The sequence below is a fragment of the Sphingopyxis sp. EG6 genome, assembly GCF_003609815.1.
Classification (GTDB): domain Bacteria; phylum Pseudomonadota; class Alphaproteobacteria; order Sphingomonadales; family Sphingomonadaceae; genus Sphingopyxis.
The window spans coordinates 1,808,637-1,824,555 of sequence record NZ_AP017603.1; the positions used below are offsets into that span (position 1 = coordinate 1,808,637).

Genomic DNA, 15,919 nt, shown 5'->3' on the forward strand with positions numbered 1-15,919 from the left:
ACCCCGGCTTTCGCCGGGGAACGGTCAATGTTCAAATTCACGCAGCTTCTCCAATCGGCGGCATATTATGCCCCAGCAAGCGCAGCACATCGGCGGCGCATTCGACAACATTCGAGCCGGGGCCGTAAATCCCCTGCACCCCTGCATCGCGCAAAAACTGATAGTCCTGCGGCGGGATCACCCCGCCCGCGATCACCTTGATGTCACCGCGTCCCGCTTCCTTCAGCTTGTGGATAAGTTCGGGGATAAGTGTCTTGTGCCCCGCCGCCAGGCTCGACGCGCCGACGACATCGACCCCGCTGTCGAGCGCCAGCACCACCGTCTCGTCGGGGGTCTGGAACAGCGGTCCCGACACGATGTCGAACCCCATATCGCCGAACGCCGACGCGATGACATTGGCGCCGCGATCATGGCCATCCTGCCCCATCTTGGCGACCAGCAATTTCGGCTTGCGCCCCAGCCGCCGCGTCACCGCCTCGACCCCGTCGAGCACCTGCGCCCAGCGCGCGTCTCCTTCATAAGGCGCGGCATAGACCCCCTTCACCGGGGTCGGCTGGGTGCCGTAGCGGTCGAAACTTTCCTCCATCGCCGACGAAATCTCGCCGAGCGTTGCGCGCGCCCGCGCCGCCTCAACCGCGAGCGCGAGCAGGTTGTTCTCGATGCTCGACGGCTTGGCCGCCCCATCGCGCAGCGCCGCCAGCGCCGCCTGGCACGTAGCCTCGTCACGCTCGGCCTTGGTCTTCTTGATCCGCGCAATCTGCCCCTCGCGCACCTTGGCGTTATCGACCTCGAGCGTTTCGAGCAGGTCTTCGTCCTGCAGGCGATATTTGTTCACCCCGACGATGACATCGTCGCCGCGATCGACCCGCGCCTGTCGCGCCGCCGCAGCGGTCTCGATCATCGCCTTGGGCCAGCCCGCCGCGACCGCCTTTGCCATGCCGCCCTCGGCCTCGACGCGGTCGATGATCTCCTGCGCCTTGTCGACCAGCTCCTGCGTCAGCGCCTCGACATAATAGGAACCGCCGAGCGGATCGACGACCTTGGTCATCCCCGTCTCTTCCTGAATGACGATTTGCGTGTTGCGCGCGATGCGGGCCGAGAAATCCGTCGGCAGCGCGATCGCCTCGTCGAGCGCGTTGGTGTGCAGCGACTGGGTGCCGCCCAGCATTGCCGCCATCGCCTCGATCGTCGTGCGCATGACATTGTTGTACGGGTCCTGCTCGGTGAGTGAGACCCCCGACGTCTGGCAGTGGGTGCGCAACATCTTCGACCGCTCGTCCTGAGCGCCGAGCTTGGTCATCGCGCGATGCCACAGCACCCGCGCCGCGCGCAGCTTCGCAATCTCCATGAAGAAATTCATGCCGATCGCGAAAAAGAAGCTCAGCCGCCCGGCAAACTTGTCGATGTCCAGCCCCGACGCGACGCCATATTTCACATATTCCATGCCGTCGGCGATGGTGAAGGCCAGCTCCTGCGCCTGCGTCGCGCCGGCTTCCTGCATATGATAGCCCGAGATCGAGATGCTGTTGAACTTGGGCATTTCGCGCGACGTATAGCCAAAGATGTCGCTGATGATCCGCATGCTCGGTTCGGGCGGATAGATATAGGTGTTGCGGACCATGAACTCCTTGAGGATGTCGTTCTGGATCGTCCCGTCGAGCAATTTGCGATCGACCCCCTGCTCCTCACCCGCGATGATGAAGAAGGCGAGGATCGGGATCACCGCGCCGTTCATCGTCATGCTGACCGACATCTGGTCGAGCGGGATGCCGTCGAACAGGATCTTCATATCCTCGACGCTGTCGATCGCGACCCCCGCCTTGCCGACGTCGCCGACGACGCGCGGATGGTCGCTGTCATAGCCGCGGTGCGTCGCAAGGTCGAAGGCGACCGACAGCCCCTTCTGCCCCGCCGCGAGGTTGCGGCGATAAAAAGCGTTCGATTCCTCGGCGGTAGAAAAGCCCGCATATTGCCGGATCGTCCACGGCCGCCCCGCATACATCGACGCCCGCACCCCGCGCGTGAAGGGCGCAAAGCCGGGCAGGCCGGGGTCTTCGCGCACATCCTCCGCCGTATAGAGCGGCTTGACGTCGATTCCCTCGGGCGTGTGCCAGGTGAGGTCTTTGCCCTTCACCTCTTTCTCGGCGGCGGCTTTCCAGTCGTTCAAATCGGCCATTCGTCGTTCCGTTCATACTCCCCTCTCCCCTTGTGGGAGAGGGTTGCGAAAACTTGGCACTTGCTGCCTAGTTGAAGCTGGGTGAGGGGTATGGGGTCCAAAGGACCGCGCGAGCTTCGCTCGCAACCCCTCATCCAACTGCGGCTAGCAGCTATCGCGGCAAGCCTTCGTATCCTTCTCCCACAAGGGGAGAAGGGTTCTAGTGCCCGCCCTTCGGCGTCTCCATAATCTCGGTCAGCACCCCGCCCATATCCTTGGGGTGCAGGAAGAAGATCAGCGTCCCATGCGCCCCGATCCGCGGCTCGCCCAGCACCCGCTTGCCCATCGCCTCGAACGCGGCTTTCGCAGCATGAATATCGGGCACTTCGTAACAAACATGATGCTGTCCCCCCACCGGGTTTTTCTCCAGAAACCCCGCGATCGAGGCATTGCCGGGCAGCGGCTCGATCAGCTCGATCTGCGTCCCGTTCAGCGCACCATCGGCGCCCGGCGTATCGACAAAGCACACCTTCACCCCCTGCTCGGGCAGATCGAACGGCTCATGAATCTTCGTCGCGCCCATCACGTCGCGGTAAAAGACGATGCTGTCGGCGATCGACGGCGTCGCAACGCCGATATGGTTGAGGCGGCCTAGTTTCATTTCAAACTCTCCAATTCCGTCATGCCGGACTTGATCCGGCATCCCGCTTTTCAAACGCCAATTAGCGGGACCCCGGATCAAGTCCGGGGTGACGAAGAAAACTCAAAGCGGAATATTATCGTGCTTCTTCCACGGATTTTCGAGCTGCTTGTTCCTGAGCTTCCGTAACCCCAGCGCGATCCGCCGCCGCGTCGAGTGCGGATAGATCACCTCGTCGATATACCCTCGCTGCGCCGCAACGAAGGGGTTCGCGAAGCGGTCCTCATATTCCTTCGTCCGCTGCGCGATCTTCTCGGGGTCGCCCATGTCGGCGCGGAAGATGATCTCGACCGCCCCCTTGGCGCCCATCACCGCGATCTCGGCGGTCGGCCAGGCATAGTTGAGGTCCCCGCGCAGATGCTTTGACGCCATCACGTCATAGGCACCGCCATAGGCCTTGCGCGTGATCACCGTGATCTTGGGCACCGTCGCCTCGGCATAGGCGAACAGCAGCTTCGCGCCATGCTTGATGATGCCATTATATTCCTGCGCGGTGCCGGGCAGGAAGCCGGGGACATCGACGAAGGTAATGATCGGAATCTCGAACGCGTCGCAAAAGCGCACGAAGCGCGCCGCCTTTTTCGACGAATTGATGTCCAGCACGCCCGCGAGCACCAAAGGCTGGTTCGCGACGATGCCAATCGTGCGCCCCTCAATCCGCCCGAAGCCGCAGATGATGTTGCCCGCATGCGCCGGCTGCACCTCGAAGAAATCGCCCTCGTCGACCGTTTTGCGGATCAGTTCGTGCATGTCGTACGGCTGGTTCGCATTGGGCGGGATCAGCGTATCGAGGCTCATCTCGGCGCGATCGAACGGATCGCTCGTCGGGCGTACCGGAACCCCGGCGCGGTTGTTTTCGGGCAGGTAATCGAAGAAATCGCGCGCCGCGAGCAGCGCCTCGATGTCATTCTCGAACGCCAGATCGGCGACCGAGCTCTTGGTCGTGTGCGTGATCGCGCCGCCCAGTTCCTCTTGCGTCACCACCTCGTTCGTCACCGTCTTGACCACATCGGGGCCGGTGACGAACATATAGCTGCTGTCTTTCACCATGAAGATGAAGTCGGTCATCGCGGGGCTGTAAACCGCGCCGCCGGCGCATGGCCCCATGATGAGCGAAATCTGCGGCACCACGCCCGACGCCAGCACATTCTTCTGGAACACATCGGCGTAGCCGCCCAATGACGCGACGCCCTCCTGGATGCGCGCGCCGCCGCTGTCGTTCAGGCCGATCACCGGCGCGCCGACCAGCATCGCCTTGTCCATCACCTTGCAGATTTTTTCGGCATGGCGTTTCGACAGCGAGCCGCCGAACACGGTGAAATCCTGGCTAAACACATAAACCAGACGGCCGTTGATCGTCCCCGATCCGGTGACGACGCCATCGCCGGGGATTTTCTGATCCTGCATCCCGAAATCGACGCAGTCATGCTCGACATAGGTGTCGAGTTCCTCGAACGATCCCTCGTCGAGCAGCACGTCGAGCCGCTCGCGCGCCGTCAGCTTGCCTTTGCTGTGCTGCGCGTCGATGCGCTTCTGCCCGCCGCCCAGCGCGGCGGCGGCGCGGCGGCGTTCCATTTCGGCGATATTGGCGGACATCCGGCTCTCCCAAACAGGTTAAACTGTCGCTTGCCCGCTTAAAGCGCGGCACGCAAATGCGAATTTGCAAAGTTGCAAAGTCGTTGTTTGCAAATTATGGTGCCACCGATGGTTCCGAACCGACTCTATGCTGGGCGGCAACTTCGCCAACTTCGGGAAGCCCGCAACCTCCGCCAGTCGGACTTCGCGACAAAGCTCGGCATCTCGGCCTCCTACCTCAGCCAGATCGAGCATGACGACCGCCCGCTGACCCCCGCCCTCCTCGACCGGCTGCAAAAACTGTTCCCGCTCGAATGGGAAGAAGTCGCCGCCGATGCCGGCGACCGCCGCGCCGGGGCGCTGCGCGAGGCCGCGGCCGACCCCCTGTTCGCCGCCGCGCCGCTCCCTCCCGAACAGCTCGAACGCGCAGCGCTGCAACAGCCGCAGCTGACCGACCAGTTCGTCGCCCTCCACGCCGCCTATCGCCGCGCCGGACAGCGGCTTCAGATCATCGACGAGGCGCTCACCGGCGGCACCGCCGAGGGCAGTCGCCTGCCGTGGGAGGAAGTGCGCGACTGGTTCCACGATGCGGGCAATTATGTCGACAGTATCGATCGCGCCGCCGAGGCGCTGGCAGGGCAATTGCGCGGCAAGGATGCCTCGCCCGCGATCGAGACGATCGAGCGGCGGTTGCGCGACGCGCTCGGCATTTCGATCGTCTATACGCAGACGCAAAGCCTGCGCGATTTCGACGCGACGATGCGCCACCTCGTCATCGACCCGTCGCAGCCCGCCGAAAGCCGTCGCTTCCAGCTTGCGCACCAGCTTGCGGCGCTGGCGCTGGCGCGCGAGATCGCCGCCGTTGTCGAAGCGAGCCCGCTGCGCACCGCAGCGGCACGGCAGCTGCTTCACGTCGGCCTTGCCAACTATGCCGCAGGCGCGGTGCTGATGCCCTACGCCCCCTTCCGCGCCAGCGCGCGCGCCGTGCGCCACGACATTGACCGGCTGCGGCTCGAATATGGGGTGAGTTTCGAGCAGGCGTGCCACCGCCTCTCGACCCTCCAGCGCCCCGGCGCGCGCGGCATTCCGATGTTCTTCTGCCGGGTCGATATGGCGGGCAATATCACCAAGCGGCATTCAGCGACGCGGCTCCAGTTCGCGCGCTTCGGCGGCGCCTGCCCTTTGTGGATCGTTCATGAGGCCGCAGCGATCCCCGACCGCATCCTGTTCCAGCTGGCCGAGACCCCCGACGGGTTGCGCTATGTGTCGATGGCGAAGGGGTTGGTCAAACCGTCGGGCAGCTATGCGCGATCGCCACGCCGCTACGCCGTCGCGCTCGGGTGCGAGGCGCAATATGCCGGGGACTTCGTCTATGCCGACGGGGTGGATGTCGGCGCCCCACAAGCGGCATCACGCATCGGCCTGTCATGCCGCATCTGCCCGCGTGACGATTGCGACCAACGCGCCTTTCCGCCCAACGATCGGCCGATCTTGGTCGATCCGGATCGCAGGGATGTGGTGCCGTATCGGATTGGCTAGCGCGTCGCCCCCGCGAAGGCGGGGGCCGTTGAAGAGCTTGCGTAGCACGGAAGGGTAAGGCCGACAGCGGCCCCCGCCTTCGCGGGGGCGACGATATTCGTTACTTCAGCAAAACCAACTCTTCCGCCATGCTCGGATGCAAAGCCACCGTCGCGTCGAAATCGGCCTTGGTCAGCCCTGCCTTCACCGCGACCGCCGCCGCCTGCAAAATCTCCGGCGCGTCCGGGCCGATCATGTGCAGCCCGACAACCTGGTCGGTCGCCTCATTCACCACCATCTTGTACAGCGCGCGCTCGTTGCGCCCCGCCAGCACATTCTTCATCGCGCGGAAATCGCTGGTATACACGCGAACCGTGCCGAGCTTGTTGCGCGCCTCGGCCTCGGTCATCCCCACCGCGCCGATCGGCGGGTGGCTGAACACCGCGCTCGGGACATTGGCGTAATCGACGACCGTCGGCTTGCCGCCGAACACGCTGTCGGCAAAGGCCTGCCCCTCGCGGATCGCGACCGGGGTCAGCTGGATGCGGTTGGTGACGTCGCCGACCGCATAGATGCTGGGTACCGACGACTGGTTCGTTTCATCGACCTTGATCGCGCCGGCCTGGTCGAGTTCGACGCCGGCCTCCTCTAGCCCCAGCCCCTTGGTGTTGGGCACGCGCCCTGCCGCAAACAGCACGATGTCGGCGTCGATCGGATCGCTATTGCCGAGGTGGACCGTCAGCGAACCGTCGGCCTTCTTCTCGATCGATTCGAACGGGGCGTTGAACTTGAATTCGATGCCCTTGGTCATCGAGATTTGCAGCAGGCGGTCGCGGATCTGCTCGTCATAGCCGCGCAGGATCGTGTCGCCGCGGTTGACGATCGTCACCTTGCTGCCGAATTCGTTGAAGATGCCGGCGAACTCGTTGGCGATGTAGCCGCCGCCCGCGATCACGACGCGCTTGGGCAAGCTCTCCAGGTGAAAGACCTCGTTCGAGGTGATCGCATGTTCGCTGCCCGGAAATTCGGGAACGAACGGCCAGCCGCCGGTCGCGATCAGGATGCGTTCGGCGCTGATTTCCTGCCCGTCGCTCAGGCGGACTTTCTGCGGCCCGACGATCGTTGCGCGCGATTTGAACAGGGTGACCTTGTGATTGTCGAGCGTCTGGCCGTAAAGCCCTTCGAGCCGCGTCACCTCGTTCAACACATTGTCGCGCAGCCGGTCCCAATCGAACTTGCAGTCGGGAACGTCCCAGCCGAAATGGCGCGCGTCCTTCAGATCTTCGGCAAAATGGGCGCCATAGACGAGCAGCTTTTTCGGCACGCAGCCACGGATCACACACGTGCCCCCGACCCGATGTTCTTCGGCCACCGCGACGCGCGCGCCATGCGAGGCGGCGACACGCGAGGCGCGAACCCCGCCCGACCCGGCGCCGATGACAAACAGGTCGAAGTCGAAATTGCTCATGAAGGAGATCCCCGAAAATTGGCTTGGCTGACGTTCGCAGCGCGCGCCTATGTGGTTACGCGCGCCGCATATGCCAATCGATTTTTGCCATTACAGATAGTGGCGCGACCTCATTCGCCCAGCGCGGCGGCCATCAGCGCCTGTGTCGCGGGGTCGAATTCGACGGTACCCTCGGCCAGCCCCTTCGCCATTTCCTTGCCGAGCTCGACCCCGAACTGGTCGAACGGGTTGATCCCCAGCAGCACCGCATTGGCAAACACGCGGTGCTCGTAAAAGGCGATCAGCGCGCCGAGCGCGTGCGGGGTCACTTGATCGAGCAGGATCGTCGTCGAGGGCCGGTCGCCGGGATAGTGGCGCGCGCCATCGGCGCTGGCCCGCCCCGTCATCAGCGCGGCGCCCTGCGCGATGCAATTGGCGACGAGCGTTTCATGATGCGCCTCGTCGAGCAGATGATCGGGCTCGCGCGCGACGACGAATTCGACCGGGACAAGGTTCGTTCCCTGATGGAGGAGCTGGAACACCGCATGCTGCGCATCGGTGCCGACCCCGCCCCAGGTGATCGGCGCGCTGTGCCGACCCAGCGCGTCACCCGCCAGCGTCACCGACTTGCCGTTGGATTCCATCTCCAGCTGTTGCAGATAGCTAGGCAGCAGGCGCAACCGTTCGTCATAGGCGAACACCGCGCGCGTCTGGCACCCCAGCCGGTTGGCATAAAGCTGATCGACGAAGGCGGCGAGCAGGCAGACATTGTCGGCGCCATCGGCCAGCCGGAAATGACGGTCCATCTCGGCCGCGCCCTCAAGCAGATCCTCGAACGCATCCCAGCCGAGCGCGAGCGCCGCGGGGAAGCCGATCGACGACCATAAGGAATAGCGCCCGCCGACTGTCTCGCTGAACGGCAGGATGCGCGTTTCGTCGATCCCCCATTCGATCGCGCGATCGGGCATCGCGGTCAGCGCGATGAAGCGCCCGAGCGGGTCGGCAACCCCGGCTTCATCGAGCCATTGCAGCGCCGAATTGGCGTTGAGCAAGGTTTCGGTGGTCGTGAAGGTCTTGGACGCAACCGCGACCAGCGTATGTTCGGGGCTGAATTTGGCAAAGGCTTCGTCGAGCGCCGCGCCGTCGACGTTCGACACCACCGCGACATCATAACGGTCGCTGTGGCGCCCCAGCGCATCGACGAGCAGGTCGGGACCGAGCGCCGACCCGCCGATGCCGATGTGGAGCAAGTGGCGGATTTCGCCGAACGCGCCCGCCTCGATCGCGTCGATCATCATCCGCATCCGCTGGTGAAGCGCCTGCGCGCGATGGACGGATTCGGGCGCGCCGTCGCCGCGTTCGGCGCTATGTTCGGCGGAGCGGTTTTCGGTGGGGTTCGCGATGCCGCCCGAAAACAGCGTTTTGCGCCGCCCGCCGAAATCCTGCGCCGCGGCGAGGCCAGACAGGATAGCGACCGCAGCATCGTCGAGATGCGTCTTGGCGAAATCGAACCGGATGTTGGCCACGCTGCGGACCATCGCGTGGAGCCGGGTATCGGGATCGGACGCGATCAGGCCGGTCAGTTTCTGCGGCTGCCATTCGGCGAGTGCCTGCCAGGCTTGATCGGCGGTTGTCATCGTCCACATCCTCCCTCATCCGTTCGTGTCGAGCGAAGTCGAGACACACCGAGGGCGCCCAAGGCCGATGGGCATCTCGACTTCGCTCGATGCGAACGGGAAAATAATGGCTCGTTCCATAGGTCCGCCGCCGCGCGCGCGCCAGTACGATCCGCCGATATTTGCTTGCACGCAGACCTATTCACCGCCAAATGCCGCGACATGACCAATGCCAGCTTTACCGCCGATGTAACGCCCCCGACCGAGCCCGCGCCCGCCCCGGCACCGGTGTCGGCCAAGGAGGAAGCGGTCGACACCGTCCGTTTCCTGGCCCTGCTCGCGATTGCGGTGCTGATTTTCCGCAGCTTTTTCCTGTCGCCCTTCAATATTCCTTCGGAATCGATGCAGCCGCGGCTGCTGATCGGCGATTATCTGCTCGTCAACAAAATGGCCTATGGCTATTCGAAATACAGCCTGCCGTTCAGCGTGCCGCTGATCCCTGGACGGGTATTCGCCCGCACTCCCGAACGCGGCGACGTGGCGGTGTTCAAGGCGCCGCCGACCGCCCAGAATGATTATATCAAGCGTGTCATCGGCCTGCCCGGCGACAGCGTGCAGGTAAAGGGCGGCATCGTCTGGCTCAACGGCAAGCCGCTGAAGCGCGAAGCCATGCCCGATTTTGTGATTCCGGTGACGGCCAACATGATCGAGGCGTCGCGCGCGATGGGCACGCTGCCCTGTTATTCGATGGAATTCGAGGAAGTCGGGGCCAACGGCCAGCGCCAGTGCCGCTACAAGCAGTTTCGCGAAACGCTGCCGAGCGGCAAAAGCTACGCGATCCTCGACATCGCGCTGATCGCCGAAGACAATACACCGCTGGTCATTGTCCCCGAAGGTCATTTGTTCATGATGGGCGACAACCGCGATCGCAGCGCCGACAGCCGTTTTCCGGCGATGGAAAACCAGGGTATCGGGCTGGTGCCAGAGGAGAATCTGGTCGGCAAGGCGCTGGTCGGCATGTTCTCGACCGACGGATCGGCGAGCTGGATTAACCCGATCAGCTGGTTCACCGCCGCGCGCTGGGACCGCATTGGGGACGGTTTTTGAACGACCCGCTGAATGGCGGGGCGCTGGCCGAAATCCTCGGTAGCACCCCGGACGATCCGGCGCTCTACGAACTGGCGCTGACGCACGGCAGCACCGGGCGCGCCGATTACCAGCGGCTGGAGTTTCTGGGCGACCGCGTGCTCGGGCTTGTCATCGCGTCCGAACTTTACACGCGCTTTCCGAGCGCCACCGAGGGCGAGATGTCGTCGCGGCTGCATGTGCTGGCGTCGGGTGCAACCTGCGCCGCGATCGCGCAGCGGCTGAACCTCACCGCGCTGATCCGTTTCGGCGCGCAGGCCCGTAATGACGGCGGCCGCTACAGCGACAATATCGCCGCCGATGCGATCGAGGCGCTGATCGGCGCGCTTTATCTCGACAAGGGCATCGATACCGCGCGGGCCTTTGTCATCGCCCATTGGGGTGCGATGATCGACGGGCAGGCGGCGGCGCCAAAGCATCCCAAGGCGGCGCTGCAGGAATGGGCGCTCGCCCGGCGGCGGCGTCCGCCCGAATATGAAATCGTCGCACGCGAAGGCCCGGACCACGCCCCCCGCTTTCGTGTCGCGGTCAGCATCGGCAAGCTCGCGCGCGCCGAGGCCGAAGGCGCCAGCAAACAGGCGGCGGAAAAGGCCGCCGCGGCACTCTTGCTTGCCGAACTCGAAGGACAGGAAAAATGACCCACCGCTGCGGATTTGTCGCCGTCGTCGGCGCGCCGAATGCGGGCAAATCGACGATCGTCAACGCGCTCGTCGGCCAGAAGGTGGCGATCGTCAGTCCCAAGGCGCAGACGACGCGCACGCGGCTGATGGGCGTCGCGATGGAAGGCGACACGCAGATCGTGCTGATCGACACCCCGGGCATCTTTGCCCCGACGCGGCGGCTCGACCGCGCGATGGTCGCCGCGGCGTGGGGCAGCCTCGAGCAGGCCGAAGCGATCCTCGTGATGGTCGATGCCGCTGCCAAGCTGACGGGCCGCGTCGAGCGCGTCCTGGAGGGCATCGCGAACCGGCCCGAGAAGAAATATCTGGTGCTGAACAAGGTCGATCTGGCGCGGAAGGACAAATTGCTGACGATCGCGACCGAGCTGAACAGCCGCGTCGCCTTCGACGAAACCTTCTTCATCTCGGCCAGCAGCGGCGACGGGGTTCCCGAACTGAAAGCGCATCTTGCGGCGCTGATGCCCGAGGGACCGTGGCATTTCCCCGAAGACGAGGTCAGCGACGCCCCCGAACGCATGCTGGCGGCCGAAATCACGCGCGAGCAGCTCTATCGCCAGCTCCACGAAGAACTGCCGTACCAGTCGACCGTCGAGACCGAGAAATTTACGACGCGCCCCGACGGCAGCGCCGAAATCCACCAGCAAATCCTCGTTGCGCGCGACAATCAGCGCGCGATCATCCTTGGCCACAAGGGCGAACGAATCAAGGAAATCGGCAGCAAGGCGCGTGCCGAGCTCTCCGAGCTGTTGGGCCGCAAGGTCCACCTGTTCCTGCATGTGAAGGTCAAGGCGAACTGGGACGAGGATCGCGGCGTGTACCGCGACATGGGGTTGGATTGGGTCGATTGAGAGGCAGACAGTGACGCGTCCGGCATCCATCATAAATTTCGAACGCTGTTTCTGGGCATCCATGCTGCTCGGCGTTGGAAGTTTGGCGCTTCATTGGTCAGGGATGATCGACGGGCTCAAAAGCGATCCGACCGTCGCGCCCATGGTCGAGTCGGCGGTCATCTTTGTCGGCGTAGCGCTGGGTATTGGTTTCGCGCTATCCGTCCTGCTCTGGTATTTTGTCGCCAGAAAGGCGAACAATATCGCCAAATGGATCTTCGTAGTGGTCATGGGATTTGGGGCGGTTTCGACGCTTACGTCGCTCAACGATCCCACGTCGCCGACGGGACTGGCACTCGCGATTTCGCTTGTCAGCACCGCGCTGACGGCGCTTTCAATCCTGTTCTTGTTCCGCCCCGACGCCCGCGCCTGGTTCGGAAAAGACGCCGTCGATCCTCGAACCTTCGAATAGCCAGACTATATCCGCCGACAATCGTTCGGCGCTGGATTGCCGTCAAACCGCGAGGTGATCCAGCCGATCGTTTCCTGCGTGCTGTCTTTGGCGCTGCTGCCATGATCGCCGGTCATTTCGATCCAGCGGATGCCGGTCCCACGCCGACAAACCGCCTTGGCGAATTTGCGCGTCACTGACGGCGCGACGATCGTGTCCTTGCTGCTCTGCGCGATCAGTAGCGGTCCGGGGACGCGCGCGGCGTCGACGCTGTTGGCGCGGGCGAAGCTGCCGAAGGGTTCGATCCGCGCGATGTCCTTGTTTCTTGTCGCGCGGGCGACGGTGAGGATGCCAAGGATCGTGCCGAGCTTTGGCTTCGCGTTGAGGCTGACGCAATTATTCTGCGCCAGTCGGTTGATGATCCCCTGGTTCGCCCGATTGGCGATGCCATCCATCGAAAAGCCATATAGCGTCGACCAGCTATGCAGCGCGAACGACAGCAGCAGCGCGCGCGCATTCTTGTCGCCCGCTTCGCGCAGATTCGCGGCAAGGTCGGTGGGCGGCGCGGCGGCGGCGGTCGCGATGAGGTTCAGGTCGGGCGCATAGGCGCGCGCCGTGGTTGCCGTCCACAGCGCAGCATGACCACCCTGCGATTCTCCCCACACGGCAAAATCGCTGCCCGCCGCGGCACCCGGAATTGCACGCGCCGCCCGCACCCCGTCGAGCACCGCTTGGGCAGTTTCCGGGCCGACGAGGAACGGGTGCATCGTCGGGCTGGCGAGCCCGATATAGTCGGGCGCAACGACGACATAACCGCTGCGGACGGCGTCGATCCCGGCGGTCGCGGCGAAGAAATTGGGGCTGAGCGACGGCGCGCATCTTTCGGCGACGCCCCATGCACCGTGGGTCCACGCGATGACGCGGCGCGGGCGCGGTGGGATCGCCTCCATCGGCGCCGCGACGACGCCGGTGACTGCCAGGCGCTGGCCACTGCCGTTCGTGGTCCAATATTGCACACGCCACGCTTGGGTGCCGGGCGGTGTGTCGGCCATCGGCTCGGCGGCGATGAGCGTGCCGGGCTGCTGCGCGTTGGCAGGCACGGCGAGCAAAGCGAAAAGGGCGGATAAGGCGGCAAGCAAATGGCGCATTGAAACACCTCCCGATGCGCCAGCCTAAAATAGCGGAGTATAATCGTCATCCCGGCGAAGGCCGGGATGACGTTTTTGTATCAAGGCTATTCCTTAGCCGACTTCTTCGTGGCCGGCGCCTTTTTGGCCGCTGGCTTCTTGGCCGCAACCTTCTTCTTCGGCGCTGCTTTTTTCTTGCCCTTCGCCGGTCCCTTCGCGACGCGCGCATCAATGAGCGCGATCGCCTCTTCGAGCGTCAGCGTCGCCGGGTCGGAGGTCTTGGGCAGCGTCGCATTGGTCGTGCCGTCGGTCACATAAGGACCGAAGCGCCCTTCCATCAGCTTCATCTCGCCACCGCTGGTCGGATGCGGGCCGAAGGTATTGAGCGGTTCGGCCTTGGTCCGTCCGCGCCCGCCGCCCGCGGCGGCTTCGGCGATCCGGACGACCGCAGCGTTCATCCCGATGTCAAAGATTTCGGCGGTGCCGGTCAGTTTGGCATATTTGCCGTCGTGGAGCAGATAGGGGCCATAGCGTCCCAGCCCGGCCATGATCGGCTTGCCGCTTTCGGGATGCACTCCGACCTCGCGCGGCAGGCTCAAAAGCCGCAGCGCATAGTCGAGATCGAAATCCTCGCCCGGGATGTCCTTCGGGATCGACGAACGCTTCGCCTCCTTGCCGTCGCCGAGCTGGATATAAGGGCCGAAACGCCCGCTGCGCTTCGTCACTTCCAGCCCGCTGTCGGGATCGGTGCCGAGCGTCTCGGGGCCGGTATCGCCCGCATCGCTGCCGCCCGGTTGTGCGAATTTGCGGGTGAATTTGCAGTCGGGATAGTTGCTGCACGCGATGAACGGCCCGAACTTGCCGCCGCGCAGCGCCAGCTTGCCCGTGCCGCAATTGGGGCAGAGCCGCGGGTCGCTGCCATCGCCCTTGTCGGGGAAGAGATAGGGGCCGAGGAATTCGTCGAGCGCCGCGGTGATCTCCGACGGTTTCTGCTCCATCACCTCGCCGGTGCGCGGCTTGAAATCGCGCCAGAAGCGTTCGAGTACCGCCTGCCATTGCGCGCGGCCGCCCGACACGTCGTCGAGCTCTTCCTCAAGCCCCGCGGTGAAATCATAGCCGACATAGCGTTCGAAGAAGCGTTCGAGGAACGCCGTGAGCAAACGTCCGCTCTCTTCGGGAATGAAGCGATTCTTTTCGACCGTCACATAGGCGCGGTCCTTCAGCACCTGCAGGATCGACGCATAGGTCGACGGGCGCCCGATGCCGAGCTCCTCCATCTTCTTGACGAGGCTTGCCTCGGAATAGCGCGGCGGCGGCTGCGTCTCGTGGCTCTCGACCTCGACGCCGGTTTTCGCGGGTGCATCGCCCTTCGCCATCGCGGGCAGCAGGCGCGCGTCGTCATCGTCGCCGGCATCGTCGCGGCTTTCGTCATAGAGCGCAAGGAAGCCGGGGAATTTCACGACCTGGCCGGTCGCGCGCATCACCGTCTTGCTGGTGCCATCGGCAAGGTCGACGCTCGTGCGTTCGAGCCGCGCCGACGCCATCTGGCTCGCCATCGCGCGTTTCCAGATCAACTCGTATAGCCGCGCATGGTCGCCGCTGCCCGCCTTGTCCTTCGAAAAGTCGGTCGGCCGGATCGCCTCGTGCGCTTCCTGCGCATTCTTCGCCTTGGTCTGGTACTGGCGCGGTTGGTCGGGGACATAGCCGCCGTCATAGCGCGTCGCGATGGCCTTGCGCGCGGCGCTGATCGCGCTGCCGTCCATCTGGACGCCGTCGGTCCGCATATAGGTGATCGCGCCATCCTCGTAGAGCGCCTGCGCGATCCGCATCGTATGGCTCGCCGAGAAGCCGAGCTTGCGCGCCGCTTCCTGTTGCAGGGTCGATGTCGTGAAAGGCGGCGGTGGGTTGCGGGTGAGCGGTTTGGTCTCGACCGTATCGACGGTGAAATGCCCCGCCTTCACATCGGCTTCGGCGGCGCGGGCATCGGCCTCGTTCGTGATCGACAGCCGCTCGATCTTGTCGCCCTTCCACCGCGACAGCCGCGCCTTGAACGGCGTGCCGCCCATTTCGAACAGGCCCGTGACCGACCAATATTGCTGCGCAACAAAGGCCTCGATCTCGCGCTCGCGTTCGACCACCAGCCGTAACGCAACCGACTGGACGCGCCCCGCCGATTTGGCGCCCGGCAGCTTGCGCCACAGCACCGGCGACAGGGTGAAGCCAACGAGATAGTCGAGCGCGCGGCGCGCGCGATAGGCGTCGATCAGGTCTGTATCGAGCTCGCGCGGATGCGCCATCGCATCGGTTACCGCCTGCTTGGTGATCGCATTGAACGTCACGCGATCGACCGCCGCGGGCAACGCCTTTTTGCTGCGCAGCAATTCCTGAACATGCCAGCTGATCGCCTCGCCCTCGCGGTCAGGGTCGGTCGCGAGGATCAGTCGATCGGCGCCCTTCGCGGCGTCCTGGATTTCCTTCATCCGCTTCGTCTTGTCGGGATAAAGTTGCCACTGCATCGCAAAGCCGTCGTCGGGATCGACCGATCCGTCCTTGGGCGGCAGGTCGCGCACATGGCCATAGCTGGCCAGCACCTTGAAATCGCGCCCCAGATATTTCTCGATCGTCTTCGCCTTGGCGGGCGATTCCACAATTACCAATTGCATGGAAAAATTCGTTC

Annotated in this window: 12 protein-coding genes; 5 read left to right on the forward strand and 7 right to left on the reverse strand. The window is 64.2% G+C overall.

What is annotated here, in order from left to right:
- Positions 1-37: 37 nt before the first annotated feature.
- The 3 genes from scpA to SPYCW_RS08920 all read right to left on the reverse strand — a co-directional run bounded on the left by scpA (position 38) and on the right by SPYCW_RS08920 (position 4,451).
- Positions 38-2,176: a methylmalonyl-CoA mutase gene (gene scpA / locus SPYCW_RS08910; protein WP_120216493.1), complete on the reverse strand. Its 2,139-nt coding sequence runs from the start codon at positions 2,174-2,176 to the stop codon at positions 38-40.
- Positions 2,177-2,375: 199 nt separating this feature from the next.
- Positions 2,376-2,816, reverse strand: a complete 441-nt coding sequence (mce, locus tag SPYCW_RS08915; RefSeq protein WP_120216494.1) for a methylmalonyl-CoA epimerase — start codon at positions 2,814-2,816, stop codon at positions 2,376-2,378.
- Positions 2,817-2,918: 102 nt separating this feature from the next.
- A complete protein-coding gene (locus SPYCW_RS08920; RefSeq protein ID WP_058815661.1) occupies positions 2,919-4,451 on the reverse strand; it encodes an acyl-CoA carboxylase subunit beta in 1,533 nt (510 codons plus the stop codon).
- 108 nt (positions 4,452-4,559) lie between these two features.
- On the opposite strand from SPYCW_RS08920, the gene SPYCW_RS08925 reads away from it, so the two are divergent.
- Entirely contained in the window at positions 4,560-5,969 is a 1,410-nt protein-coding gene (locus tag SPYCW_RS08925; RefSeq protein WP_120218202.1) for a helix-turn-helix domain-containing protein, read from the forward strand.
- Positions 5,970-6,069: 100 nt separating this feature from the next.
- On the opposite strand, the gene gor is transcribed toward SPYCW_RS08925, so the two are convergent.
- On the reverse strand, positions 6,070-7,416 hold the full coding sequence (gene gor, locus SPYCW_RS08930; RefSeq protein WP_120216495.1) for a glutathione-disulfide reductase: 1,347 nt from the start codon (positions 7,414-7,416) through the stop codon (positions 6,070-6,072).
- A gap of 110 nt (positions 7,417-7,526) precedes the next feature.
- Positions 7,527-9,032: a glucose-6-phosphate isomerase gene (pgi, locus tag SPYCW_RS08935; RefSeq protein WP_120218203.1), complete on the reverse strand. Its 1,506-nt coding sequence runs from the start codon at positions 9,030-9,032 to the stop codon at positions 7,527-7,529.
- A 267-nt stretch (positions 9,033-9,299) separates the two neighbouring features.
- Between pgi and lepB the strand changes: the two genes are divergently transcribed.
- Genes lepB through SPYCW_RS08955 form a run of 4 tightly spaced genes read left to right on the forward strand, consistent with a single transcriptional unit; the run spans position 9,300 to position 12,136 of the window.
- Positions 9,300-10,118: a signal peptidase I gene (gene lepB / locus SPYCW_RS08940; protein ID WP_120218204.1), complete on the forward strand. Its 819-nt coding sequence runs from the start codon at positions 9,300-9,302 to the stop codon at positions 10,116-10,118.
- A complete protein-coding gene (gene rnc / locus SPYCW_RS08945; protein ID WP_120216496.1) occupies positions 10,115-10,795 on the forward strand; it encodes a ribonuclease III in 681 nt (226 codons plus the stop codon). Before lepB ends, rnc begins: the two co-directional genes overlap by 4 nt.
- Entirely contained in the window at positions 10,792-11,685 is an 894-nt protein-coding gene (era, locus tag SPYCW_RS08950; RefSeq protein ID WP_120216497.1) for a GTPase Era, read from the forward strand. Before rnc ends, era begins: the two co-directional genes overlap by 4 nt.
- 10 nt (positions 11,686-11,695) lie before the next feature.
- Complete coding sequence (locus tag SPYCW_RS08955; RefSeq protein WP_145985967.1) at positions 11,696-12,136, forward strand: hypothetical protein; 441 nt, start codon at positions 11,696-11,698, stop codon at positions 12,134-12,136.
- Between the two features lie 5 nt (positions 12,137-12,141).
- Here the strand turns inward: SPYCW_RS08955 and SPYCW_RS08960 are convergent, their stop codons facing one another.
- On the reverse strand, positions 12,142-13,263 hold the full coding sequence (locus SPYCW_RS08960; protein ID WP_120216499.1) for a lipase family protein: 1,122 nt from the start codon (positions 13,261-13,263) through the stop codon (positions 12,142-12,144).
- Between the two features lie 86 nt (positions 13,264-13,349).
- Entirely contained in the window at positions 13,350-15,905 is a 2,556-nt protein-coding gene (gene topA / locus SPYCW_RS08965; protein ID WP_120216500.1) for a type I DNA topoisomerase, read from the reverse strand.
- Positions 15,906-15,919: the final 14 nt, after the last annotated feature.

Excerpts from the sequence above, each read along its gene's own strand:
- era (WP_120216497.1), top strand. The coding sequence starts at position 10,792 with ATGACCCACCGCTGCGGATTTGTCGCCGTCGTCGGCGCGCCGAATGCG.
- gor (WP_120216495.1), bottom strand. The coding sequence starts at position 7,416 with ATGAGCAATTTCGACTTCGACCTGTTTGTCATCGGCGCCGGGTCGGGC.
- SPYCW_RS08960 (WP_120216499.1), bottom strand. The coding sequence starts at position 13,263 with ATGCGCCATTTGCTTGCCGCCTTATCCGCCCTTTTCGCTTTGCTCGCC.
- SPYCW_RS08925 (WP_120218202.1), top strand. The coding sequence starts at position 4,560 with ATGGTTCCGAACCGACTCTATGCTGGGCGGCAACTTCGCCAACTTCGG.
- topA (WP_120216500.1), bottom strand. The coding sequence starts at position 15,905 with ATGCAATTGGTAATTGTGGAATCGCCCGCCAAGGCGAAGACGATCGAG.
- mce (WP_120216494.1), bottom strand. The coding sequence starts at position 2,816 with ATGAAACTAGGCCGCCTCAACCATATCGGCGTTGCGACGCCGTCGATC.
- scpA (WP_120216493.1), bottom strand. The coding sequence starts at position 2,176 with ATGGCCGATTTGAACGACTGGAAAGCCGCCGCCGAGAAAGAGGTGAAG.
- pgi (WP_120218203.1), bottom strand. The coding sequence starts at position 9,032 with ATGACAACCGCCGATCAAGCCTGGCAGGCACTCGCCGAATGGCAGCCG.
- SPYCW_RS08920 (WP_058815661.1), bottom strand. The coding sequence starts at position 4,451 with ATGTCCGCCAATATCGCCGAAATGGAACGCCGCCGCGCCGCCGCCGCG.